Origin of the sequence: Novosphingobium sp. (genome assembly GCF_031417815.1) — a bacterium.
Lineage (GTDB): Bacteria > Pseudomonadota > Alphaproteobacteria > Sphingomonadales > Sphingomonadaceae > Novosphingobium.
On sequence record NZ_JANOWI010000026.1, the window covers coordinates 1 to 22,385 of the forward strand.

Annotated in this window: 21 protein-coding genes; 11 read left to right on the forward strand and 10 right to left on the reverse strand. The window is 66.5% G+C overall.

Going from position 1 to position 22,385, the window contains the following annotated elements; genetic code table 11:
* The first annotated feature begins 354 nt into the window (after positions 1-354).
* From RMN99_RS06645 to RMN99_RS06660, 4 genes are all read left to right on the forward strand, one after another.
* A complete protein-coding gene (locus RMN99_RS06645; protein ID WP_309622563.1) occupies positions 355-2,418 on the forward strand; it encodes a flagellar biosynthesis protein FlhA in 2,064 nt (687 codons plus the stop codon).
* Complete coding sequence (locus RMN99_RS06650) at positions 2,415-3,158, forward strand: sigma-70 family RNA polymerase sigma factor (protein ID WP_309622517.1); 744 nt, start codon at positions 2,415-2,417, stop codon at positions 3,156-3,158. Before RMN99_RS06645 ends, RMN99_RS06650 begins: the two co-directional genes overlap by 4 nt.
* A gap of 79 nt (positions 3,159-3,237) precedes the next feature.
* Positions 3,238-3,993: an SDR family oxidoreductase gene (locus RMN99_RS06655; protein ID WP_309622518.1), complete on the forward strand. Its 756-nt coding sequence runs from the start codon at positions 3,238-3,240 to the stop codon at positions 3,991-3,993.
* On the forward strand, positions 3,993-5,597 hold the full coding sequence (locus RMN99_RS06660; RefSeq protein WP_309622519.1) for an acetyl-CoA acetyltransferase: 1,605 nt from the start codon (positions 3,993-3,995) through the stop codon (positions 5,595-5,597). The genes RMN99_RS06655 and RMN99_RS06660 overlap by 1 nt, the downstream gene beginning before the upstream one ends.
* Here RMN99_RS06660 and RMN99_RS06665 read toward each other — a convergent pair.
* A complete protein-coding gene (locus RMN99_RS06665; RefSeq protein ID WP_309622520.1) occupies positions 5,575-7,632 on the reverse strand; it encodes a thioredoxin family protein in 2,058 nt (685 codons plus the stop codon). The genes RMN99_RS06660 and RMN99_RS06665 overlap by 23 nt on opposite strands.
* Positions 7,633-7,732: 100 nt before the next feature.
* Here RMN99_RS06665 and RMN99_RS06670 point away from each other — a divergent pair, with 100 nt between their 5' ends.
* Together RMN99_RS06670 and RMN99_RS06675 are read left to right on the forward strand one after the other, a co-directional pair.
* Positions 7,733-9,388 (forward strand): alkaline phosphatase family protein, encoded by a 1,656-nt coding sequence (locus tag RMN99_RS06670; protein ID WP_309622521.1) that lies wholly within the window; start codon positions 7,733-7,735, stop codon positions 9,386-9,388.
* 11 nt (positions 9,389-9,399) lie between these two features.
* The gene (locus RMN99_RS06675) at positions 9,400-10,614 is read left to right on the forward strand and encodes an FAD-dependent monooxygenase (protein WP_309622522.1); all 1,215 of its coding nucleotides are present in this window, start codon (positions 9,400-9,402) and stop codon (positions 10,612-10,614) included.
* Here the strand turns inward: RMN99_RS06675 and RMN99_RS06680 are convergent.
* Genes RMN99_RS06680 through hemC form a run of 3 tightly spaced genes read right to left on the reverse strand, consistent with a single transcriptional unit; the run spans position 10,604 to position 13,138 of the window.
* Positions 10,604-11,473, reverse strand: a complete 870-nt coding sequence (locus tag RMN99_RS06680) for a hypothetical protein (protein WP_309622523.1) — start codon at positions 11,471-11,473, stop codon at positions 10,604-10,606. The two genes, RMN99_RS06675 and RMN99_RS06680, sit on opposite strands and share 11 nt — an antisense overlap.
* 12 nt (positions 11,474-11,485) lie before the next feature.
* Positions 11,486-12,196: a uroporphyrinogen-III synthase gene (locus RMN99_RS06685; protein WP_309622524.1), complete on the reverse strand. Its 711-nt coding sequence runs from the start codon at positions 12,194-12,196 to the stop codon at positions 11,486-11,488.
* Between the two features lie 3 nt (positions 12,197-12,199).
* The gene (gene hemC / locus RMN99_RS06690) at positions 12,200-13,138 is read right to left on the reverse strand and encodes a hydroxymethylbilane synthase (protein ID WP_309622525.1); all 939 of its coding nucleotides are present in this window, start codon (positions 13,136-13,138) and stop codon (positions 12,200-12,202) included.
* 44 nt (positions 13,139-13,182) lie between these two features.
* Here hemC and tsaD point away from each other — a divergent pair, with 44 nt between their 5' ends.
* From tsaD to RMN99_RS06715, 5 genes are read left to right on the forward strand one after another with little or no spacing between them, the layout of a single operon-like run.
* Positions 13,183-14,232, forward strand: coding sequence for a tRNA (adenosine(37)-N6)-threonylcarbamoyltransferase complex transferase subunit TsaD (tsaD, locus tag RMN99_RS06695; RefSeq protein ID WP_309622526.1), 1,050 nt, complete (start codon positions 13,183-13,185; stop codon positions 14,230-14,232).
* The gene (locus RMN99_RS06700) at positions 14,229-15,224 is read left to right on the forward strand and encodes an NAD(P)H-dependent glycerol-3-phosphate dehydrogenase (protein WP_309622527.1); all 996 of its coding nucleotides are present in this window, start codon (positions 14,229-14,231) and stop codon (positions 15,222-15,224) included. Before tsaD ends, RMN99_RS06700 begins: the two co-directional genes overlap by 4 nt.
* Positions 15,221-16,696, forward strand: coding sequence for an oligosaccharide flippase family protein (locus RMN99_RS06705; RefSeq protein ID WP_309622528.1), 1,476 nt, complete (start codon positions 15,221-15,223; stop codon positions 16,694-16,696). The genes RMN99_RS06700 and RMN99_RS06705 overlap by 4 nt, the downstream gene beginning before the upstream one ends.
* A 15-nt stretch (positions 16,697-16,711) precedes the next feature.
* On the forward strand, positions 16,712-17,524 hold the full coding sequence (locus RMN99_RS06710) for a hypothetical protein (protein ID WP_309622529.1): 813 nt from the start codon (positions 16,712-16,714) through the stop codon (positions 17,522-17,524).
* An 11-nt stretch (positions 17,525-17,535) separates the two neighbouring features.
* Positions 17,536-18,015, forward strand: a complete 480-nt coding sequence (locus RMN99_RS06715) for a GNAT family N-acetyltransferase (protein ID WP_309622530.1) — start codon at positions 17,536-17,538, stop codon at positions 18,013-18,015.
* Here RMN99_RS06715 and RMN99_RS06720 read toward each other — a convergent pair.
* From RMN99_RS06720 to RMN99_RS06745, 6 genes are all read right to left on the reverse strand, one after another.
* Positions 18,012-18,239 (reverse strand): type II toxin-antitoxin system HicB family antitoxin, encoded by a 228-nt coding sequence (locus RMN99_RS06720; RefSeq protein WP_309622531.1) that lies wholly within the window; start codon positions 18,237-18,239, stop codon positions 18,012-18,014. The two genes, RMN99_RS06715 and RMN99_RS06720, sit on opposite strands and share 4 nt — an antisense overlap.
* Before the next feature lie 70 nt (positions 18,240-18,309).
* Positions 18,310-18,630, reverse strand: coding sequence for a HigA family addiction module antitoxin (locus RMN99_RS06725; RefSeq protein WP_309622532.1), 321 nt, complete (start codon positions 18,628-18,630; stop codon positions 18,310-18,312).
* Positions 18,602-18,892 (reverse strand): type II toxin-antitoxin system RelE/ParE family toxin, encoded by a 291-nt coding sequence (locus tag RMN99_RS06730; protein ID WP_309622533.1) that lies wholly within the window; start codon positions 18,890-18,892, stop codon positions 18,602-18,604. Before RMN99_RS06730 ends, RMN99_RS06725 begins: the two co-directional genes overlap by 29 nt.
* Positions 18,893-19,444: 552 nt before the next feature.
* Positions 19,445-21,634 (reverse strand): excinuclease ABC subunit UvrB, encoded by a 2,190-nt coding sequence (gene uvrB, locus RMN99_RS06735; RefSeq protein WP_309622534.1) that lies wholly within the window; start codon positions 21,632-21,634, stop codon positions 19,445-19,447.
* A gap of 43 nt (positions 21,635-21,677) precedes the next feature.
* Positions 21,678-22,037, reverse strand: coding sequence for a type II toxin-antitoxin system PemK/MazF family toxin (locus RMN99_RS06740; protein ID WP_309622535.1), 360 nt, complete (start codon positions 22,035-22,037; stop codon positions 21,678-21,680).
* Positions 22,031-22,276, reverse strand: a complete 246-nt coding sequence (locus RMN99_RS06745) for a hypothetical protein (protein WP_309622536.1) — start codon at positions 22,274-22,276, stop codon at positions 22,031-22,033. The genes RMN99_RS06740 and RMN99_RS06745 overlap by 7 nt, the downstream gene beginning before the upstream one ends.
* Positions 22,277-22,385 lie beyond the last annotated feature (109 nt).

A 22,385-nucleotide genomic window follows, 5' to 3' on the forward strand; every position in this document is an offset into this window, starting at 1 on the left:
GGGGGGTTTTTGGATGCGGCCCGGGCCTTGTTGTTTGTGGCGGGGGGGGGGGCCCCCCCCCCACAACCCCCCCCCCCCGGCGGGGGGGGGGGGGGGGGGGGGGGGGCCCCCCGGCGCTGGCGTAGAACCCCCACCCCAACCCCTCCCCGCCGGGGAGGGGCTTTCTAGCCCGACCCGCCCCTCGATGGCTGATACCCTTGCCTATGCCTTTGGCGGGTCGCCCGATGCCATGCCGGTCCACGTCCGCACCGCTTACGGCAAGCTGCAGGCGTTCGGGCTGTGACGTTCTGGCTGCCTAAATTCCGCGCTGGCGCGCTGGCACTGCCGGCCGGCATCCTCACGCTGATCTGCCTGATGGTGGTGCCGGTCCCGGCAGTGCTGCTCGACGTGTTCTTCGTGCTCAACATCGCCTTGTCGGTGGCGGTCTTGATGACCGCGATCAATGCCGGAAAACCGCTCGACTTTTCGTCGTTTCCGTCGGTCCTTTTGTTCACCACATTGCTGCGTCTGTCGCTCAACGTGGCCTCGACGCGGGTGGTGCTGGTCAACGGGCACCTGGGCGGAGCGGCCGCCGGGCATGTGATCGAGGCGTTCGGGGCGTTCCTGGTCGCGGGCAATTTCGCGGTCGGGCTGTTCGTCTTCATGATCCTGGTGATCATCAATCTGGTGGTGGTCACCAAGGGCGCCGGCCGCGTGTCCGAAGTGTCGGCGCGTTTCACCCTCGATGCCTTGCCGGGCAAGCAGATGGCGATCGATGCCGATCTTGCCGCCGGGCTGCTGACCGCGGATGAAGCCAAGGCGCGCCGCCGCGAAGTGGCGACCGAGGCCGATTTCTATGGCTCGATGGACGGTGCCAGCAAGTTCGTCAAAGGCGATGCGATCGCCGCGCTGCTGATCCTGGCGGTAAATATCCTGGCGGGCTTCGCACTGGGAATGATCAGCCACGGCCTCACCGCCAGCGATGCCGCGCAGAAATACATCACGCTGGCAGTGGGCGATGCGCTGGTGGCGCAGGTCCCGGCTTTGCTGCTGTCGATCGCCGCCGCGGTGATCGTCACCCGCGTGGCCGATAGCCGCGAAGGGCAGGACGGTGATCTGGCTGCGCAGATCGGCGGGCAACTGGCCAATCCTTCCACCTGGTTGCCGGTCACGGTGATTCTCGGTGCGATCGGGATGATCCCGGCGATGCCGCAGACCATCTTCCTGCCCGCAGCAGGGCTTGCCGGGTGGCTGTGGCACACGCTGGGACAGCGCGCCGCGCGGCCGCCCGCGCCGCCCCCTGCGGTGGCTCCGGCCGATCCGGGGCGGATCCGGCTGGAGGACGTGTCCGATCATACGCTGGTAACGATCGAGCTTGGCTATGGTCTGGTCCACCTGGTCGATGCCAAACGCGGCGCGCCGCTGGTTTCGCGGATCACCGGCGTGCGCAAGCAATTGAGCCAGTCGTTCGGCTTCATCATCCCGCAGTTCCGCGTGCGCGACAGCCTTGATCTTGCCCCCGGCGATTACCGCATCGTGCTGGGCGGGGTGCCGCTGGGCGCAGGCATGGTCCGGCCCGAGCGGGTGCTGGCGATCGATGCCGGCGAAGTGCGAGACGGCGCGCAGCTTGATGGTGAGGCCACGACCGACCCCAGCTTCGGCTGTCCGGCGCTGTGGATCGCGCCAGCCCAGCGCGATCTGGCAATTGCCGAGGGTTACCTGACGGTCGATGCCTCCACCGTGATCGCCACGCAGCTCAACCAGCTGATCGCCGAGCGCCCGCAGGTGCTGTTCGGCCCCGATGAACTCAAAGCCATTCTCGATGCGGTGAAGGAGCAATCGGCGGGGCTGGTCGAAGCGGTCTATCCTGCGCCGCTGGCATTGGGCGCGCTGACCCGGATCTTCCGCGATCTGCTCGCCGATGGTATCTCGATCGCGCACCCGGTGCCGATCCTCGCCGCGCTGGCGCAGGGCGTGCAACAGACGCTGGAGCACGAACGGCTGACCGAAATGGTCCGCGCGGACCTGGGCCCGCTGCTGGTCGGGCGGATCTGCCCGCCGGGCGCGCGGCTGCCAGTGGTGACGCTCGATGTCAGCCTTGAAAGCGCGATCATGCAGGGCCTGATCGATCCGGTCACCGGTCAGCCGGTGGTCGAGCCTGACCTGGCCCGCGCCATCGGCGAACACGTGGCCGAGCTGATCGCCGCGCGCGGGGGCGATGCCCCGCCGATCGCCATGGTGGTCCAGCCGCGCGCGCGCCGGGCGCTGGCCGCCCTGCTGCGGCTGCGCGCGCCATCGTGTCTGGTGATTTCCATTGCCGAACTTCCGCCCAGCCAGCCGATCGCGGTGATCTCGGTCATTGGCGGCCCCGCGAGCGAGGCCCCCGCCCTTGCGCCGCCCACTTACACCACGCCCCAACCGGAGACCGCTTTCGCATGATCCACGATCAAAAGCCTTTCGTTCAGGCCCGCAGCGCCGCTGCCGCCTATCGCGGTGATACCGCAGCCCGGATCCAGCGGTTCGTGCCGATGGTGCGGCGGCTGGCCTGGCACGTCCACGGCGGCGGCCGCCAGGGGATCGAGCTGGAAGACCTGATGCAGTCCGGGATGGTCGCGCTGACCGAAGCGGCGCAGCGCCACAACGGCCCGGGTGAAGATGGCTTTGCCGCCTATGCCAAATTGCGCGTGCGCGGGGCGATGGTCGATCTCATTCGCCGCCATGTGCCGCTCAGCCGCGGCGGGGTGGAACGGCGGCGGCACTTGCGCGAAGCCCATGCCGCCTTGCGGTCCGAACTGGGCCGCGAGCCGCTGCCGGGCGAACTGGCCGCGGCTATGGGGATCAGCGAAAACGAACTGCAGACCCAGCGCGCGTCGAGCGAGCCACTGCGCTTCGAGCCGATCGACGAAACCTATTCGGATGCCGACATGGCCTTTGCCGACGACCGGCCCGACAGCTTCGCGATGCTGGCCGATCAGGAACTGCGCGAAACGGTGGCGGGTGCAGTCGCAGAACTGCCCGAACGCTTGCAACTGATCGTCCAGCTCTATTTCGCCGAGGAACTGAACCTGGCTGAAATCGCCGAAACCCTGCAGGTCTCGGTCCCGCGGGTCCACCAGCTGAAAGCGCAAGCGCTGGACAAACTGCGTGCCGCGCTGGAAGGGCAGGCCGAGATCATCTGACTTGCGCTTTGTAGCCTTTACCCGCAGCGCGGCTGCGGCCATGCTTGCGGCCAAGACACAACAGGCATGAGGATGGAACATGGCAGGGCAAATGGCCGGACGGATCGCATTGATCACCGGCGCATCATCGGGCTTCGGCGCGCATTTTGCGCGGCTGTTCGTGGCCGAAGGCGCGCGGGTGGTGATCGGCGCGCGGCGGGTGGACCGGATCGCGGCGCTGGCGGCGGAGCTGGGCGCGGCTGCGCTGGCGGTGCCGCTGGACGTCACCGACGAGGCGACGCTGATCGCCGCCTATGATGCCGCCGAGGCAAAGTTCGGCACGGTCGATACGGTGGTGGCCAATGCCGGGATCGCACATGCCGGACGCTCGACCGAGCTGTCCGCCGCCGATATCAGCGCGGTGGTCGATACCAATTTCACCGGGCTCTACCTGACCGCGCGCGAAGGGGCGAAGCGGATGATCGCCGCCGGGTTCAAGGACAGCGAACGCGGGCGGATCGTGCTGATCGGCTCGATCACCGCCGAGCTTACCGGCAATGGCGAAACCGCCTATGCCGCGCTTAAGGCCGGGGTGGCACATCTGGGCCGCCAGTTCGCGCGCGAATGGGTGCGCCAGGGGATCAGCGTCAACACCATCCAGCCCGGCTATATCGATACCGAAATCCAGGGTGACTGGTTCGAGACGGCGGCGGGCCAGGCGCATCTGAATGCGTTCCACCGCCGCCGCCTGACCCCGATTACCGCGCTCGATGCGCCGCTGTTGCTGCTCGCTTCGGACGCCGCGCGCCACATCACCGGCGCGACGATCACCGTTGACGATGGGCAGGTGCTGTGATGGACGACAATACACCCGTGATCATCGGCGTCGGGCAGGTATCGGAACGCGTTGGCGAACCAGGCTACCTTGAGCGCTCGCCGATGGATCTGGCGGGTGCGGCGCTCAAGGCCGCTTTCACCGATGCCCACGCCAGGCGCAGCCTGCCGCAAGCGCTCGATACGCTGGTGGGGGTGCGCCAGTTCGAGCAATCAGCGACGCGCTATTCGGCGCCGTTCGGCTGCGCTGACAATGTCCCGCGCGCGATCGCGCGGCGGGTCGGAGCCAACCCGGAGCATGCCATTCACGAGGTGGTCGGCGGCGACCGCCCACAGCGGCTGGTCGGCGAACTCGCGGCAGAGATCGCGGCGGGACGCTCCAAGTTAGCGGCCATCGCCGGGGCCGAAGCGCTCTCTACCATGCGCGCGCTGTTGACGCGGGGTGAGACGCGCGACTGGTCCGAGCACCGCCGGGGTGACGAGGAGGATCGCGGGCCGGGCCCCGAAGGCGAACTGGCGAATCTGGGCTTGTCGGCGCGGCCGTCAGAGCGGCGGGCGCAAATGTCCGAAGCACAGCTCGATCGAGGCCCGGGTCTCGAAGGCATTGCCGATCGGACTGCGTTCAAACACGGCGTCGCCGCGCCGATCTTTGCCTATCCGCTGGCCGATAATGTCCGGCGCGAGCGTCTGGGCTTGAGCCTCGCCGATTACCGGCTGGAGATTGGCCGGTTGTTCGCGCCGTTCACACGGGTCGCTGCCGCCAATCCGCATTCCGCCGCGCCCAAGGAATGGAGCGCCGAGGAACTGGCGACGCTGAACGATCGGAATCGCCTGATCGCTGAGCCTTACGGGCGGTTGGTGGTATCGCGCGATCAGGTCAATCAAGGTGCGGCGATGGTGCTTGCCAGTGTCGGGGAGGCGCGGCGGCTGGGCGTGCCCGAAGACCGCTGGGTCCACATCCACGCCGTTGCCGATTGCGCCGAGCCGACGCTGCTCTCGCGGGCCAGCATGGAGCAGAGTCCGGCTGCTGTGGCAGCAATCTCAAGCGCACTTGAGATTGCCGGAATTGGTTGGGAAAAGCTAAGCGCTGTCGATCTTTATTCGTGCTTTGCGATCCCCGTTTTCAACTTGCTCGACGCCTTCGCTCTGGACCGCGACGATCCGCGCGGCTGGACTCTGACCGGCGGGCTGCCGTTCTTCGGCGGGGCCGGGAACAACTATTCGAGCCACGCGATCGCCGAGGCGGTGGCGCGCTGCCGCGCCGCGCCGGGCAGCTTCGCGCTGGTTGGCGCCAACGGCGGGACCATGAGCAAATACGCCGCCGGGGTCTATTCGACCGCGCCTGCGGACTGGTCGGCAAGCCGTTGGCAAAGCCTTGAAAAAGTGAAGCCAGCGTTCGCGGTGCTCGATACCCTCGACGGCGAAGCGGTGGCCGAGACGTTTACCATCCAGCCGGGCAAGGCGGGCGAAGTGGCAACGCTGGTGGCGCGCGCTGGCGATGCCCGGGTCCTGGCCAATTCCGCCGATCCGGGAATTTGTGCCGAGCTTCGCAAGGGAAGGGTGGTCGGCCGTCCGGTGCGGATCGAAGACGACGAGAGCGGGATCAATCGGTTCTGGTTTTTGTAGCCAGCTCAGCCAGCAGCGCCGGGGTCAGCACTTGCGGCAATTGCTGGCCCGCGCCGCCGCCTGCCGGGTACCAGATATAAAGCGGCACGCCCGCTGCACCTTGCGCGGTGAGGAAGCGGGTGATCGCCGGGTCGCGCCGAGTCCAGTCGCCGCGCAGCACCACAACGTCTGCTTTTTCAAACGCCGCGCGGGTCTCTTCGCGTTCGATCGCGGCAGCTTCGTTTACCTTGCAGGTCAGGCACCAGTCGGCGGTGAAGTAGAGGAACACCGGCTTGCCCGATGCGCGGCCTGAGGCCAGCGCGGATTCGCTGAATGGCTGGGCGGAAAGGATGGAGCTTTCGGACTGCCGAGGCGGATTGATCGTTGCCGGAAGCAGCAAGCAGAATAGAAGGCCTAGTGCGATGAATGCAGCCCATTGCCATTTGCCAAGTTCACGGCCCAAGCGCTGCGCCAGACCGATCCTCGTCAGCTGAATTAGCACCCCGAACGCAACAAACAGCAGCGCGGCAACGAACCACTGTCCGCCGACTCGCCAGGCCAGCCAGATCAGCGCCAACGCAGTCAGCCCCATCGGCACCGCCATCGCCAGCTTGAAGCGGGCCATCCACGCCCCCGGCCTCGGAAGGCGGCGGCGCAGCGCGGGAACGAAGGCCAGCGCGAGGAACGGCAGTGCAAGCCCCAGCCCGAGCGCGGCGAACAACGCCATCGCCTGGGCAACCGGCAGCAGCAGCGCTGCCCCCATCGCTGCCGCCATGAACGGCCCGGTGCAGGGCGTGGCGACGAAGGCGGCGAGCAGGCCGGTGGCAAAGGCACCTTGCGGAGAGCCCTCGCTGGCAAAGCCCGGCACCGAAAATTCAAACAACCCGGCAAGGTTGGCGGTGATCGTCACCGCCAGCAGCAGCAAGGCGGCGACCACCAGCGGCTCCTGCAACTGGAAGGCCCAGCCGACTTGCTCACCCCCGGCGCGCAAGGCCAGCAGCAGCGCGCCCAGCGCCAGACAGGCCAGCATCACCCCGGCGGTGTAGGCCAGCCCTTCGGCGCGGGCCTGCGTCTCGCTCTCGCCCGCGCGCGCCAGGCTGAGTGCTTTGAGGCTGAGGATCGGGAACACGCAGGGCATCACGTTGAGCAGCAACCCCCCGAGCAGCGCCGAGAGCAACAGCCAGCCAAGCGACGGACCTTGGCTGAGCGGCGTGCCGCCAGCGGGAACCGGGCCGGGCGCGGCCGTGATCGCCAAACCGTCGGGCCCTTTGGCGAGCCGCAGCACGGCACCCAGCGCGGCCAGCGGCGGCGCATCCTTGGCCCGCTCGAGTTCCACCACCAGCAAGTTGCCATCGCGCAAGAACCGCTGCGGCGCGGCATATTTGACCTGGTATTCATCGGCCACAAACAGGTGCGGCTGATCGATCGCAACCGACGCGGGCAGCGGCACCGCAATGCGCAGGCGGTTGCCATCGATGGCAAAGGTGGCGGGGGTGCCAAGCGGCGCGGGCAGTGCCGCACGCCAGCCGTCGAACCGCATATCGCGGTCCTCTGCCGGATTGGTCGCGGGCTTGATCGTGATCCCCGGGCTGAGCACCAGCCGCGCGCTTTCGGGCACGCAGATCTTGTCAGTGCAGGCCAGCCAGCGGGCATTGAACGCCAGCGGAAAGGCCCCGCTGGCCCGGGCATCGACCCTGAGCGGCACCAGCACCACGTATTCGGCCTCGTAAACGTGGTTCATCAGCCCCCTGACCACCAACGTCTGCGGCACCGGATATTGCAGCATGCCGAGCGAGAAGAGCGGCTTCATCCGGGCGTCTTCGAGCGCCAGTTCAATCCCCAGGCCGGCATCGCCGGGGTTGAGCCAATAGCCGTGCCAGCCTGCCTGCGGGGTCATCCGGATCGCCAGCGTCACCGTGCCGCCGGGGGCCACGCTGCGGCTTTCGGCGATCAGTTCGGCCTTGATATGGGTCGGGGCCTGCGCGGCGGCCGGCAGCGCTGCCAGCAGCACCAAAGCGTTGAGCAGCACTGCAATCCATAGGCAAAACCGCCGCATGCAAAATCACTCCAAATTCACTGCCCGCGCTCTTGCCTATCGGGCGCGGCGGGGCCATCAGGCCTGTGCCCATTTTGCCCGCATATATCAAGGAATGCCGATGCGCCGCCCGTTTGTCCCGCTTGCCCTGTTCGCCGCTGCCGCGATCGGCGCGATTTCAGTCCAGAGCCTGGCCAAGCCCGCGCCGGCACCCAAGGGCCCGCCGAGGCTGGTCCTGGCCATTTCGGTCGATCAGTTTTCGGCCGATCTCTATGCTGAATACCGGAGCACCTTCCGTTATGGTCTGGCCCGGCTGGGGCAAGGCGCGGTGTTTCCTTCGGGCTATCAGTCGCACGCCGCAACCGAAACCTGCCCGGGCCACTCGACCCAGCTGACCGGAGTGCATCCGGCGCGCAGCGGGATCATTGCCAACACCTGGTTCGAGCCCGATGGGCCGCGCGGGGCCAAGCCGATCTATTGCGCCGAGGATGAACGTGATCCCGCATCGAGCCCCAAGGATCCGGTAGTTTCAGCCTGGCACCTCAAGGTGCCGACGCTGGGCGAATACATGAAGGCCGCCAACCCGGCCAGCCGCAACGTCGCCGTTTCGGCCAAGGACCGCGCGGTGATGATGATGGGCGGGCACAATATCGATGCGGCCTATTGGTGGAAGGGCGCGGGCTTCGTCACCCTGAAGGGCCGCACGCCGTCACCCGCAGCCGTGCGCCAGAACGCCGGTATCACCAAGGTGCTGGCCAAGGGCGCCAAGCCCTATGCCCTGCCGGCCTGGTGCAAGCCGAACAACCTTGCGGTCAGCGTTGGCAAGTCCACGGTCGGCACCGGGGCTTTCGCGCTGGAAAAGAACAAGCCCGACCAGTTCCGCATTTCGCCGCGGATGGATGCCGCCACGGTCGATCTGGCCAATGCGCTGGTTGACGAGATGGACCTCGGCCGCGGCGCGGCACCCGATATGCTGTCGGTCAGCCTTTCGGCAACCGATTACATCGGCCACGCCACCGGCACCGAAGGCGCCGAAGTGTGCATCCAGATGGCCGCGCTGGACTATTCGATCGGGCGGCTGCTCGATCACCTCGATAAACGCAAGATCGATTACGTGGTGGTGCTGACCGCCGATCACGGCGGGCTCGACACGCCCGAGCGCGCCGATCAGCAGGCCTTTCCGGCTGCGGTGCGGGTCGATGCCTCGCTCTCGCCCAAGGTGCTGAGCGCAGCGGTGGCGGCAAAGACCGGCCTGAACGCTGGGGACGCGTCGCTGGTGTTCGGCGAAGGCGGTGATCTGTTTGTGAACCGTGTGTTGCGGCCCGCCGAGCGCGCCCGTGTGGTCGATGCGCTGGTGCAGATCATCAGAGCCAATCCGCAGGTCGCGGCTGTTTATACCAGCGCCGAACTGGCCGCGACCCCGATGCCCAGCGGCAATCCGCAGGACTGGACGCTGAAAGAACGCGCCCGCGCCTCGTGGGATCCGGTGCGTTCGGGCGATCTGGTGTTCATGCTGGCGCGCGGGATCACCCCGATCCCCGAACCGATGGTCGGCGCCTATGTGGCGACCCACGGCAGTCCGTGGGACTATGACCGGCGCGTGCCGATGCTGTTCTGGCGGCCGGGGATCACCCGGTTCGAACAGCCCCAGCCGGTCGAGACGGTCGACATCGCACCCACCCTTGCGGCCATCTTGGGGCTGAGCATTCCTGATGGCAGTTTCGACGGGCGCTGCCTCGATCTTGATGGCGGGGCCGGCAACACCTGCGCGAACTGAGGCAAGCGGCAATGAACGACAAGCGTGATCTGGTAATTCTTGGCGGCGGGCTTGTCGGCATGACGCTGGCCCTGGCCGCAGCCAAACAGGGCATCACCAGCCACGTGATCGACAAGGCGCGGCCCGAAGACCTGACCGCCGAAGGGGTGGACGGGCGCGCTTCGGCAATTTCCACCGCCAGCTGGAACCTGTTCACCAATATCGGGCTGGCCGAGCGGCTTGAACCACTGGGCTGCCCGATTGCCTCGATCGCGGTAACCGATGCGATGCGGCCCGGGCGGATCGATTTTCAGCCCGGTCCCGAACAGGGCACGCTGGGCCGGATGTTCGCCAACCGCGATATCCGGCTGGCCTTGTTCGAAGCCGCACGCGCAGAACCGGCGATTGCCTGGGCCAGCGGGGTAGAGCCGGTCGAGCGTCAGCGCGGCGAACACGGCGTGTCGGTTTCACTCAGCGACGGACGCACCGTGGAAGGCGCACTGCTGATCGGGGCCGAAGGACGGCAATCGCCAACCCGCGCCGATGCCGGTTTATCGAGCGCGAAGTGGGACTATCGCCACCGCGCATTCGTTGCCGCGATCACCCATGAACAGCCCCACGGCGGGGTGGCGTGGGAGATATTCTTCTCAGCGGGGCCGCTGGCGCTGTTGCCGCTGCGCGATCTGCCCGATGGCCGCCACCGCTCGGCGGTGGTCTGGACGGTGGATGAAAAGGACGCAAAAGGCATTGCCGCGCTCAGCGATGCGCAGTTCCTGGGTGAGATCGCCGCGCGGATGGAAGGGGTTTTTGGTGCGATCGCGCTGTCCGCGCCGCGCCTCGGTTATCCGCTCAACTTCCATCACGCGGGCGCAATCGTCGATCACCGGCTGGCGCTGATCGGTGATGCAGCCCACGGGATGCACCCGATTGCAGGGCAGGGCTTCAACCTTGGTTTGCGCGATGTCGGCTGCCTGGTCGACGTGCTGGGCGACGGCATGCGGCTGGGACTGGAACCCGGCGATGCCCAGCTGCTGGCGCGTTACCAACGCTGGCGCAGCCTCGATTCGGTCAGCGTAATGGCCGCCACCGATGCATTGGTAAGGCTGTTCGGCATTCCTGGCCGCCTGCCCAGCGCGGCGCGGCGGCTTGGCATGGGCGTGGTCCAGCGTTCGGGCTGGCTCAAGCGTTTCTTCATGGATGAAGCGCGCGGCATGTCGGGCGATCTGCCGCAACTGCTCAGGGCTTAGGCGCAGGCATTCCCGTCGGGACCGGCGGTGCGTTCAACCCCGGCTGGTTGACCGTTTCGCCTTCGCCGCTTTTCAGCAGTTGCGGTTCGGTCAGCGCGGCCTGCTCGATCTGGTCAAGCGCGGCCTGCGTGGCGGCATAGCGGCGCGCGGCACCGATCCAGTCGGCTGCGGCGGCATTGCCCGGCATCTGCGCAATCTCGGCAATTGCCTCGTTCACCCGGCCGCTGCGCAGCATCAGCCGCGCAGAATCGAGCCGGCGCTGCGCGGGCCGCGCGCTGCCATCGTCGCGCTTGATCACGAACAGGCCCGACATGGTGCGGGTAAAACCTTGCCAGGCACCTTCATCACGCGGGGTTCCCAGCAATGCCGGGCCCAGATCGTCAAGCTGCGCGGCCAGCATATCGAGCGTCAGCGGCGTCTTGGCAGCAGCAGAGACCACCTTGACCGCATCGGGCCGGGCGCTGCCAAAACGGGTTTGCAACTGCTCCTCCAGATAGCCCAGCGGCTGCCCCTGTTCGATTGCGCGGCGGGTGGCAAAGGCCACCAGCAGGCCTTCAGCGCGCACCGAGGTGCCATCGAAAGCGGCGGCCTGCAGGCCCAGCCGGGCAAGCCGCTGTTCCATCGCGGCAATCTGCTGATCCAGCGCGGCGGGGGCCAGCGGGCTGGCGCTGGGGCTGGGCGACGGCAGCGGCACTGTGAGCGGAGCAGAGACTTCGCGGCCGATATCGATCTGGCCGTTCCAGACCAGATAACCGATCAGCGTGGCCCCGCCCGCGAACGAGAGCAGTCCGGCAAGCAGGAACCCCTTGAACGAGGATCCGGTGCTTATGGCGCGCGAGGCGTAATAATCTTCAGGCATGCGTTCCGTGTTTTATATTCCGGCAGTGCGACCCGCCGGCCACGGGTCTTGGCACATTTGCCGGGCCAAGGCCAGCAATGCCTTGTCCTCGGCAAAGGCCGCCACCGCCACTTCACCCCAGCCTTCGCCCGCCGCCGCCGCGATCCGCGGTGACAGCGCCGCCAACCGGTGCCGCGCGCGCCTGATCCCGTGGGTGACGCATTGCGCGGTCAGATGGTGCGCGGCTTCGGCCGAATGGAGCGCGATAATCGCCGGTTGCTGCAGCAGCGCGATCAGCGCATCGGGCAGCGGCGCGGCCACGCTGGCATAGACCACGCGTTCATCGATGGTGACGCCCCGCGGCGGGGTGAGCGGCACGCGGTCTTCACCCGACAGCCGCAGCAGCCGGCGGTGCGCGGGATCCAGTGCGTCAAGCAGTGCCTGCATGTTGCCCTCGCCCACCTGCGCGACCGTGAACCCGGCGGCGCGGGCAGCATCGGCGGTCGCCGCGCCGACAGCAAGGACCGGCAAGCCCTTGAGCATCGCCAGCCCGGTGCCGCCCAGCCGGAACACCTGCGCGCTGCCCGCCAGCAGTGCCTCGTGCCCGCCCGGGATGGCGGCTTCCCAGCTTTTGGGAACCATTTCGAACAGGGCAAAGCCGTGCGCCGCCATGCCCAGCTGCTGCGCCAGGGCCACGCTGGCATCGTTTCCGGGCCGGGGGCGGATGACGATCAGCGGCACCATGGTTCAGATCCCGTCCGGCGGGTCGAAATGCATCGCGATCGCCGCGCTGGCCCCGGCCAGCAACCGCGCGGCCAGCTGCGCCGGAGCGGTGGTATCGCCGGGCAGGAAAGAATGCGCGGCGGCCACCTTGTCGGCCCCGTCGGGGCTGAACAGCGCAGCTTCCAGCATCAGCAGCCCGCCTTGCCAGGTGCTGAGCACCGCTACCGGGCTGTGGCAATTGCCGCCCAGTGCCGCCAGCAGCGCACGTTCGGCGCGCACCGCGAGGTGGCTGGGATCATGATCGATCGCGGCCAGCAGATCGCGCACCGGCTGATCACCGGTGCGGCATTCGATCGCGATCGCGCCTTGCCCCGGCGCGGGCAGCCAGGCCAGCGGATCGAGCGGGGTACCCACATCAGAGCGCCCCAGCCGGTTAAGCCCGGCCATGGCGAGCAGGGTAACGTCCGCTTCGCCCGCGGCCAGTTTGGCCAGCCGCGTCTGGACGTTGCCGCGAATGCCCACCACCCGGCAATCGGGCCGCAGATGCAGGGCCTGTGCGGCGCGGCGCGGGGCGCTGGTGCCGATCCGGCTGCCTGGCGGCAGATCGGCCAGCGATGCTGCGCCGACCAACACGTCGCGCACATCCTCGCGCGGGAGCACCGCGGCAATGGTGATTTCTGCCGGGCGCAGCGTTTCCACGTCTTTCAGCGAATGGACTGCAAGATCGATCTCGCCGCCCAGCAGCCAGAGGTCCAGTTCCTTGGTCCACAGTGCCTTGCCGCCGAGTTCGGCCAGCGGCCGATCGAGCACCTTGTCGCCGCTGGCCAGCACCGGCACCAGTTCCACCACAAGCCCCGGATGAGCGGCCATCAGCGCCCCGCGCGCTTCTTCGGCCTGCGCCATGGCGAGCGGCGAATTGCGAGTCCCAAGTTTGAGCGGACGGTGCGGCGCAAAGGTGTTCATGCCTCGCTTGTGCTAATGTCCAATGTCACTAAGGGAAAGTGGGCATGGGCATTGTTCTGGGCATTGAATCGTCCTGCGACGAGACGGCAGCCGCGCTGGTGGACAGCGGCCGGCGCATTCTTGCGCAGCATATCGCCTCGCAGGATGAAGCGCACCGGCCCTATGGCGGCGTCGTTCCCGAAATCGCCGCACGCGCCCATGCAGAACGGCTCGCCCCCCTGATCGAAGCCACTTTGGCCGATGCCGGGATGACGCTGGGCGATGTCGATGCGGTGGCGGCCACGGCTGGCCCCGGGCTGATCGGTGGGGTGATGGTCGGGCTGATTACGGCCAAGGCGCTGGCCATGGCGAGCGACAAGCCGCTGATCGCGATCAACCATCTGGAAGGCCACGCGCTGTCGCCCCGGCTGGCCGATGCTTCGCTAGCGTTTCCCTATCTGCTGCTGCTGGTTTCGGGCGGGCATTGCCAGATCCTGCTGGTTGAGGGCGTCGGTCAATACCGCCGGCTGGCCACCACCATCGACGATGCCTTGGGCGAAGCGTTTGACAAGACCGCCAAGATCCTTGGCCTGGGCTATCCCGGCGGACCGGCGGTCGAACGGCTGGCGCGGCAAGGCGATGCCAAGGCGGTGCGCCTGCCGCGCCCCTTGCTGGGCAGTGCCGAACCGCATTTCAGCTTTGCCGGGCTCAAAAGCGCGGTGCTGCGGGCGAAGCAGGCGATGAACGAGGGCAACTACACCGACGCCGATCTGGCCGCATCGTTTCAGCAGGCCGCGCTCGATTGCGTGCTTGATCGTACGCGCAAGGCTCTGGAATTGAACCATAACCCCACAGCACTCGTGGTCGCCGGCGGGGTTGCCGCCAATCAGGTGATCCGCGCCGGGCTGGAAGTGCTAGCCGCCCAAAACGGACTGCCGTTCGTCGCGCCGCCGCTGGCCCTGTGCACCGATAACGCGGCGATGATCGCCTGGGCCGGGATCGAGCGGCTGGGGCTGGCAGGGTTTTCGCCCGATCCGCTCGATTTCGTCGCCCGTCCGCGCTGGCCGCTCGATCCCGATGCTGCGCCGGTGCGCGGGGCAGGGGTCAAGGCATGAGCCGCACCATCGGCGTGATCGGCGGCGGTGCCTGGGGCACCGCGCTGGCGCAGGCGATGGCCAGCGATGGTTCCAACGTGTTGCTGTGGGCGCGCGAGGCGGAACTGGCCCACGAGATCAACACGGCCCGCACCAACAGCCTGTTTCTGCCAGGTATCACATTGGCCCCGACGATCCGCGCCACCAGCGCGCTTGGCGATCTGGCAGTGCTGCCGGTGCTGCTGGTCGTCACCCCGGCGCAGCACCTCGCCCGCGTGCTCGAAGGGCTGCCCGGCGGGACGCGCGATCTGGTGCTCTGCGCCAAGGGGATCGAGGCGGGAACCGGGCGGCTGATGGCCGAGGTCGCCGCCGATGCGGCGCCCGCGGCCAGCCTTGCGGTGCTTTCCGGCCCGACTTTCGCGCACGAGGTCGCCGCCGGGCTGCCCACGGCGGTCACGCTGGCTTGCGCAGGCGGGGAGGCGCAGTGGGACCGGCTGGCTCCGGTGCTGTCGCGTCCGCAACTCCGGCCCTATTATTCGGACGATCTGGCTGGCGCAGAGATCGGCGGCGCGGTGAAGAACGTGCTGGCGATTGCCTGCGGCGTGGTTGAAGGGCTGGGGCTGGGCCAGAACGCCCGCGCTGCGCTGATCGCGCGCGGCTATGCCGAAATGCTGCGCTTTGGCCTGGCCCGCGGGGCCCGCGCTGAAACGCTTGCCGGTCTGTGCGGCCTCGGCGATCTGGTGCTGACCTGCTCCTCCACCTCGAGCCGCAACTTCTCGCTCGGCAAGGCGCTGGGCGAGGGGCTCTCGCCGCAGCAGGCATTGGCCGGCAAAAGCAGCGTCGCCGAAGGCGCGCATACCGCGCCGGTGCTGGATGATCTGGCGCGGCAGACCGGGATCGACATGCCGATCGTTGCTGCGGTGGCTCGCCTGCTGAAAGGCGAGGCCCCGGCCCGCCAGGTGGTGGCCGATCTCCTGTCCCGCCCGCTCAAGGCCGAAGGGCATTTCGCGTGAGCGACGCGGCGCAGGCCGATATCCAGGCGCTGGCCAAGGGCGGACGGACCAATTTTCTGGGCTTCGTGCTGCGCCTTGGCGGCACCGCGCCGTTTCTGTTCATTGCCGGCCAGCTTTATGGGGTCGAAGCGCTGGGGCGCTATGCCTCGGCGCTGGTGATCGTCGAGCTGGCGGCGCAGCTGTGCGCACTGGGCCAGCGCCGGGGCCTCGCCCAGCGGCTCAGCGAAGATCCGCGCGCGGCGGCGCATGTTATCGCCGATGGCCTGCTGCTGACGCTGCTGCTGGGTGCAGCGGTGGCGGCTCTGCTCTATCTGGTTCCCGCGCCGATGTTTCCCAGCGGCAACTATTCCGCATTTGACCGACTGGTTCCCTTTGCGATCGTGCCCAATGCGCTGACCGAAGTGGCGCTGGCGGCGCTGGCCTATAACTACAACGTGGCCGCGGCGGTGCGATCGCGTTCGCTGGTTGAACCCTGGGCGCAGGTGCTGGCGGCACTGGGCTTTTATTGGCTGGCGCCCGAAGGCGGGCTGATCATGTCCTATATCCTGGCCAAGTTTGCAGCGATGCTGGTGGCGTTCTGGCCGCTGGTGCGCAGCATTGGCGTGCCGCGCGGATGGGTGCCGCATCCCATGCGGATGGGGCGACTGGCCTTGCTATCCGCGCCGCTGGCCGGGGCCGATCTGGTCGAATGGGGCTCGCGCCGGCTCGATATCGCGATCCTCGGCTTTCTGACCTCGAACACCGCGGTGGGGGTCTATTTCGCCGCGCAACAAGTGGCCTCGCTCCCGCAAAAGTTGAAGACCAGTTTCGAGCCGATCCTGGGGCCGGTGATTACCCGCAATCTGAAAGAGGGCAATTACGCCGCGATCGCCGCACAGGTTTGCCAGGTGGGGTTCTGGATCATCGCCGTGCAGGCCGGTATCGCGCTGGCGCTGGGCATCCCGGGCCCCGATGTGATGCGGCTGGTCGGCAAGGATTTCATCGGCGGCACCGGGGCGCTGGCGTTCTTGCTGGCGGCCGAAGTGGTGGCGGCCACCGCCGTGGTTAGCGAAGCCGCGCTGGTTTACATGGCCCGGCTGAAGAACCTCTACATCTCGCTGTTCACGATTCTGCTGCAGGCGGTGCTGACCTGGGCCGGGGTGACGCTGATGGCGCAATATGGCTTCAACCAGAAATTCCAGGCAGCAGCGGCGGCGATGGCGCTGGCCTTTTCGCTGGGCGTCGCCTCGCTGCTGAAAGCGCGGTTGCTGGCAAAGATTCTGGGCCACGGGATCAACAACTGGCGCTGGGCGTTGATATGGGCAGCGGCACCGGCGGTGGCGATCGGCTGGGTCACCCAGCAGATCCACCCATGGTGGCTGTCGCTGATGATCGGCGTCCCGGCGATCCTCTTGGCCTATGGCACGGTGATCTGGCACAAGGGGTTTGGCCCCGAAGACCGGGTCCTGTTCCGCAAGAATGTCGGGGCGTAAAGAGAGGGTATTGCGATGATGCAGATGCTGGAAGCCAACTGGCAGGTCTTTGCGGCCGTAGCGCTGGCGGTGGTGCTGATCACCTGGTGGCTGCTCAGCCGCGCCAGTAAGGGTGCACGGTCGCGCGAATATCAGCCCGATGTGCTCGATGAAGGCGTCGGCCCGGCGCAGCGCAACCAGGTACTGATCGACAGCGCCCCCGCCGCGCAAGTGGTGCTCCCCCCGGTCGCCTCAAGCGCGCTGGGCGGGCTGGGCGAAATCGTTGCCGTGGCCGCGCAGGATACCGTTGAAGAAGCGCAGGCGCGCGCCGCTGAGCCCGAGGCCCCGCCGCCGCCGCCCGCGCCGATGGAAGTGCCGCCGCCCTCAACCCAGCCCGAGACCGAGCCCGCCGCGCCCGAGCCCGAAGCCGTGCCGCCCGCGCCTGAACCCGCCGCACCGTCCGCGCCCGAAGCCCGCGCCCCGGTTGCCGCGACCGAGCCTGTGCCGCAGCCGCAACCCGAGCAGCCCGAAGCGTTGCCCGAAGAGATGCCGCAGCCCGATCCCGGCCCGCCGCCCGGCCCCGAACCGCTGCCCGAACAGCCCTCTGGCGGGGCAGATGATCTTGCCCGCATCAAGGGTCTGGGGCCAAAGCTTCAGGCCCTTTTGCCAACGCTGGGGATCACCACCTTCGCGCAGATCGCCGCGTTCGGCGATGCCGATCTGGCCGATCTTGATGACAAGCTTGGACCGTTTGCCGGCAGGCCCGCACGCGATGGCTGGGTGGAGCAGGCGCAGTATCTGGCGGCAGGTGATGTCGCCGGGTTTGAAGCGCGGTTCGGGAAGGTTTGAGGCCGCGCACGATGGCCACCCCGGCATTCGCTTTGCGGCTGTTGTCTGGCGAGGACGCCGCAGCAACAGCGCGGCTCCACCGGGAAGCTGGCGCGCTTATTCCGGGCTACGATACCTCGCTCCACACACCGGAAGAAGGCGTGGTTTTCCACCGCGATACCGTGATCCCCAGCGGCGATGCCTGGGGTGCATTTGCCAGCGGGCGGTTGCTGGGCTTTATCGCGCTGCTGCCCGGCTGGATCGATCATCTCTATATCCAGCCCGATCTGCACCGCCGCGGGATCGGTTCGGCGCTGGTGCGGTTTGCACAGGGGCGGCAAAGCGAGCTCAGGCTCTACACCTTCCAGTCCAACGTCAACGCGCGCGCCTTTTACGAAGGCCATGGCTTCGTGATCGAGGAACTGAACGACGGCACGCGCAACGAAGAGCAGATGCCGGATATCACCTATTTTTGGCGGGCGCCGGGTAACCCCGCCGCTGCAACTGCCTAGCGCGCAGCAAACAGCGCCGGGCTGTAACAGGGTTCGGGAACCGGCAGACCGGCACTGCGGGCAGCTTTCAGCCAGTTATCCATGACATCCTCCAGCTGGACCATTGCCAGAACTGGCGTTTCGCCGCGAGCGCTGCAGGGCCTGAGATCGGGCACATCGGCGATCCAGCACTGCTCGTCCTGATACCAGAAGACATTGATGTGATAGCGCGGGGGCAGGGACATAGCGCTCAGACTAAGGGAATATCCTGAAGACGCGCAACCGCAACCAGGTCCGATATGGAGCTATGCGGGGTCAGGCCGCACGGGGCACGATTCGATCAAGGTCGCCGTTCAAGGCGCGCTTGGCTTCGAGCAGTTCGTACTGATCTTGCAGCCGCAGGAAGAACCCTTCGGACATCCGGAAATAGCGGCCCAGGCGAAGGTCAAGATCGGCCTCGATCCGGACCCGCCCAGCGATCACCGCTTCCAGACGCGCAGGTTCCACCCCCAGCGGCGCAGACAGCGCCTCTGCAGTCAGGCCCAATGGTTCCATGAATTCCTGCGCAAGCAATTCGCCCGCGTGGGGGTTATGGAGCCAGTCGGGATTAGCCGTGGTAATCGACGATTTCGACATCGTAAGCGTTTCCGTCCTTGAAGCGGAAACATATACGCCACTGCCGATTAATGGAAATAGAATGTTGCCCGCCGCGGTCGTCCTTCAGCTCGTGGAGCCGGTTTCCGGGCGGATTGCGGAGGTCTTCAAGCACATCTGCAGCATGGATCATTGCCATTTTGGCCAACGCGCGGTTCTGGACGTCAGCAGGCACGCGCTTGCTGCGCAGGCCATTCCAGATGCGTTCCGTTTGGGTGCTGGTGTTGGCGAAGGAGAGAATCAAGGTCTTAGCTCGTCAAGTCTGATCCACTCTGCAGAACCAGGGATTAGAGCATGCCAAAACCGCCACCCATTTACGTTAGTATTTGAAATTGCGCTGGCGGCATCGGAAGGGCTGGAGCGGACGACACCATCTAACCCAACCCATTTGCCACCTCTGATTGTAGCCTCATATTGGGCACCTTTGTATGTTGCCTTTAGACTTGTGCCTTCAGGGAGGTGCACACCGTTGTACCAAACCCCTCCGAGTGGAGCGGCAAGTAGGCTATTAACGGAATTACCTGCTAAAGCGTTGGTCCCGGCACCAAATAACCCACGCTGCTTCGCAGGAGGACCTTTGCCAGTGGTGGCGTTGGCCAAGGCGTTGGCGATCCCCTCGTATACAGCAGACGGCGGGAGTTTGAGAAGCCTCCGAAGGACATGATTGTATGTATCCGCTTCGCCAGTCCTGAGAACAGTTAGCGCCTTAAAGACCTCAAAATCAATCTCGATCTGCATACTGAGTCTCCGATAGGTATTTCACTATCGGAGTGAGAAAAAATAGTCAATTGAGAAATCACCGCCCCCACCGCTTCTTGCTCTCGCGCCCGAACCGGCCTTTCCGCGTTCCCGGCTTGCCTTCATTGCTGCGGCCCACAATCGGCGCGCGTTTTTCGCCGTCGGGGATGCCAAGCTCATTCGCCTCCAGGCGGCGGATTTCGTCGCGCAGCCGCCCAGCTTCTTCGAACTCCAGATCGGCCGCGGCGTTGCGCATCCGGCCTTCCAGTTCCTCGATATAGCCGCGCAGGTTGTGGCCGACGAGGTTGTTCCGCGCGTCATCCTCGATCTCGACCAGCACGCCATCGCGGCTGGCGGTATCGGCGACGATGTTGTGGATGTCGCGCTTGATGCTTTCGGGGGTGATCCCGTGTTCGATGTTGTAGGCGTGCTGCTTTTCGCGGCGGCGGTCGGTTTCGGCCATCGCGCGTTCCATGCTGCCGGTGATCCGGTCGGCATAGAGGATCACCCGGCCATCGATATTGCGCGCGGCGCGGCCGATCGTCTGGATCAGCGACGTTTCGCTGCGCAGGAAGCCTTCCTTGTCAGCATCGAGGATCGCCACCAGCCCGCATTCGGGAATATCGAGGCCCTCGCGCAGCAGGTTGATCCCGACCAGCACGTCATAGACCCCCAGCCGCAGATCGCGGATCAGCTCGATCCGCTCGAGCGTCTCGACATCGGAGTGCATATAGCGCACCCGCAGCCCCGCCTCGTGCATGAATTCGGTCAGGTCCTCGGCCATCCGCTTGGTCAGCGTGGTGACCAGCGTACGGTATCCGGCCTGCGCCACCTGGCGGCATTGCTCGATGCAATCCTGCACCTGATCCTCGACCGGGCGGATCTCGACCGGCGGATCGATCAGCCCGGTCGGGCGGATCACCTGTTCGGCGAACACCCCGCCCGATTGCTCCATCTCCCAGTTGCCCGGCGTCGCCGAGACGGCCACCGTCTGCGGGCGCATCACGTCCCATTCGTTGAACCGCAGCGGGCGGTTGTCGATGCAGCTGGGCAGGCGAAAGCCATATTCGGCGAGCGTGATCTTGCGGCGGTGATCGCCTTTGCTCATCGCGCCGATCTGCGGCACGGTCTGGTGGCTTTCATCGACGAACAGCAACGCATTATCGGGCAGGTATTCGAACAAGGTCGGCGGCGGCTCGCCCGGCAGGCGGCCGGTCAGGAAGCGCGAATAGTTCTCGATCCCGGCGCAGCTGCCGGTCGCCGCGATCATCTCGAGGTCGAAATTGGTGCGCTGCTCAAGCCGCTGGTGCTCGAGCAGCTTGCCCTCGGCCTCCAGCTCTTTGAGCCGCTCGGTCAGCTCGAACCGGATTGCCTCGCTCGCCTGCTTCATCGTCGGGCCCGGCGTGACATAGTGCGAATTGGCATAGACCCGCACGGTGTTCAGGCTCGCGCCCTTCTTGCCGGTCAGCGGATCGAACTCGCTGATCGCCTCGATCTCGTCGCCGAAAAAGCTGATCCGCCAGGCCATGTCCTCATAGTGCGACGGGTAGATTTCCAGGTTGTCACCGCGCACCCGGAAGGTGCCGCGCTGGAAAGCGGCGTCGTTGCGCTTGTATTGCTGGGCGACCAGCTTGCGGATGATCTCGCGCTGGTCGATCGTCTCGCCCTGCTTGAGGTCGAAGATCATCGCCGAATAGGTCTCGACCGAGCCGATGCCATAGATGCACGAAACCGAGGCGACGATGATCACATCATCGCGTTCGAGCAATGAGCGGGTGGCCGAATGGCGCATCCGGTCAATCGCTTCGTTAACGCTCGATTCCTTCTCGATGTAGGTATCGCTGCGCGGGACATAGGCTTCGGGCTGGTAGTAATCGTAGTAGCTGACGAAAAACTCGACCGCGTTGTCGGGAAAGAAGCTCTTGAATTCACCGTACAATTGCGCGGCGAGAATCTTGTTGGGGGCAAGGATCAGCGCCGGGCGCTGGGTGATCTCGATCACTTGCGCCATGGTATAGGTCTTGCCGCTGCCGGTAACCCCCAGCAGCACCTGCGTCGCATCGCCGTTTGAAATGCCCTGGGTCAGCTCGGCAATCGCGGTCGGCTGGTCCCCGGCCGGCTGATACTCGCTGACGATCTTGAACCGCCGCCCGCCATCCGCCTTGTCCGGCCGGGCCGGCTTGTGCGGGGTGAAGGCAGCGGAGGTGTCGGGCTCTTCAAGGCCGCGGCGGATGATGAGTTCGGCCATGGGCTGGTTATGGGGGTTGGCGGTTTGTTCCGCAATGGGGGAGTCAGCGGCCGAGCGCGATATCAAGGCAACCGAACAGCCGGGTCAGTTGGACGGACGAAACTCGCCCGATCCTCTCGATCAGGCGATCACGGTCGATCGTCAGGGTCAGAGCGGCCTGGGCCAGCGCATCCTTGGTCAGGCCGGTCGACCGGGCCGAAAGGAACAGGTTCCACGGCGAAGCGCGCCAGTCGGTATTGCTGGTCAGCGGAACGCAGATGACGGTGCGGTGGCGGCTGGCGTTAAGCGCGTCGGACTGCACGATCACCACCGGACGGTGATAGCCTGCTTCACTTCCGCCCGGCTCGCCAAGATCGGCCCACCAGATGTCGCACTGGGCGAGCGTTGCCGCAGCCGTCACCATTCGGTGTGTAGCAGAACCGTGCGATAGCTGGCCCGCCCAATGGCTGCGTTGTCGCCCGGCAGAGCAGCCATCGCATCCGCCTCGGCGTTGGCGCGTTCGGTGAGCTCGTCCTCGGTGTGGCGCTCGACATAGTCGGCCACCGCCCGGGCATAGAGCCGGCTGCGCGACAGCTTGGAACGCTTCGCCAGCGCCTCGGCCTTGGCGAAGATCGGATCGGGGATGGAGACGGCGACTTTCATACTTTTGGTATGACACGATTTGGAGGGCGGGGCAATGTTGGCAGGGGCTGGGGCTGGCGGTTTGTTCTGCAATGGGCTGGTTCGTCACGACACTGCGGAAAACTGCATC

Bases quoted from the DNA above. Each gene is read 5' to 3' on its own strand.
- RMN99_RS06650 (WP_309622517.1), top strand. From the start codon at position 2,415: ATGATCCACGATCAAAAGCCTTTCGTTCAGGCCCGCAGCGCCGCTGCC.
- RMN99_RS06655 (WP_309622518.1), top strand. From the start codon at position 3,238: ATGGCAGGGCAAATGGCCGGACGGATCGCATTGATCACCGGCGCATCA.
- RMN99_RS06685 (WP_309622524.1), bottom strand. From the start codon at position 12,196: ATGGTGCCGCTGATCGTCATCCGCCCCCGGCCCGGAAACGATGCCAGC.
- RMN99_RS06725 (WP_309622532.1), bottom strand. From the start codon at position 18,630: ATGTCGAAATCGTCGATTACCACGGCTAATCCCGACTGGCTCCATAAC.
- RMN99_RS06720 (WP_309622531.1), bottom strand. From the start codon at position 18,239: ATGTCCCTGCCCCCGCGCTATCACATCAATGTCTTCTGGTATCAGGAC.
- RMN99_RS06660 (WP_309622519.1), top strand. From the start codon at position 3,993: ATGGACGACAATACACCCGTGATCATCGGCGTCGGGCAGGTATCGGAA.
- RMN99_RS06700 (WP_309622527.1), top strand. From the start codon at position 14,229: ATGAGCCGCACCATCGGCGTGATCGGCGGCGGTGCCTGGGGCACCGCG.
- RMN99_RS06745 (WP_309622536.1), bottom strand. From the start codon at position 22,276: ATGAAAGTCGCCGTCTCCATCCCCGATCCGATCTTCGCCAAGGCCGAG.
- RMN99_RS06740 (WP_309622535.1), bottom strand. From the start codon at position 22,037: ATGGTGACGGCTGCGGCAACGCTCGCCCAGTGCGACATCTGGTGGGCC.
- RMN99_RS06665 (WP_309622520.1), bottom strand. From the start codon at position 7,632: ATGCGGCGGTTTTGCCTATGGATTGCAGTGCTGCTCAACGCTTTGGTG.
- RMN99_RS06715 (WP_309622530.1), top strand. From the start codon at position 17,536: ATGGCCACCCCGGCATTCGCTTTGCGGCTGTTGTCTGGCGAGGACGCC.
- RMN99_RS06675 (WP_309622522.1), top strand. From the start codon at position 9,400: ATGAACGACAAGCGTGATCTGGTAATTCTTGGCGGCGGGCTTGTCGGC.
- RMN99_RS06680 (WP_309622523.1), bottom strand. From the start codon at position 11,473: ATGCCTGAAGATTATTACGCCTCGCGCGCCATAAGCACCGGATCCTCG.
- RMN99_RS06670 (WP_309622521.1), top strand. From the start codon at position 7,733: ATGCGCCGCCCGTTTGTCCCGCTTGCCCTGTTCGCCGCTGCCGCGATC.
- RMN99_RS06645 (WP_309622563.1), top strand. From the start codon at position 355: ATGGTGGTGCCGGTCCCGGCAGTGCTGCTCGACGTGTTCTTCGTGCTC.
- hemC (WP_309622525.1), bottom strand. From the start codon at position 13,138: ATGAACACCTTTGCGCCGCACCGTCCGCTCAAACTTGGGACTCGCAAT.
- RMN99_RS06710 (WP_309622529.1), top strand. From the start codon at position 16,712: ATGATGCAGATGCTGGAAGCCAACTGGCAGGTCTTTGCGGCCGTAGCG.
- tsaD (WP_309622526.1), top strand. From the start codon at position 13,183: ATGGGCATTGTTCTGGGCATTGAATCGTCCTGCGACGAGACGGCAGCC.
- uvrB (WP_309622534.1), bottom strand. From the start codon at position 21,634: ATGGCCGAACTCATCATCCGCCGCGGCCTTGAAGAGCCCGACACCTCC.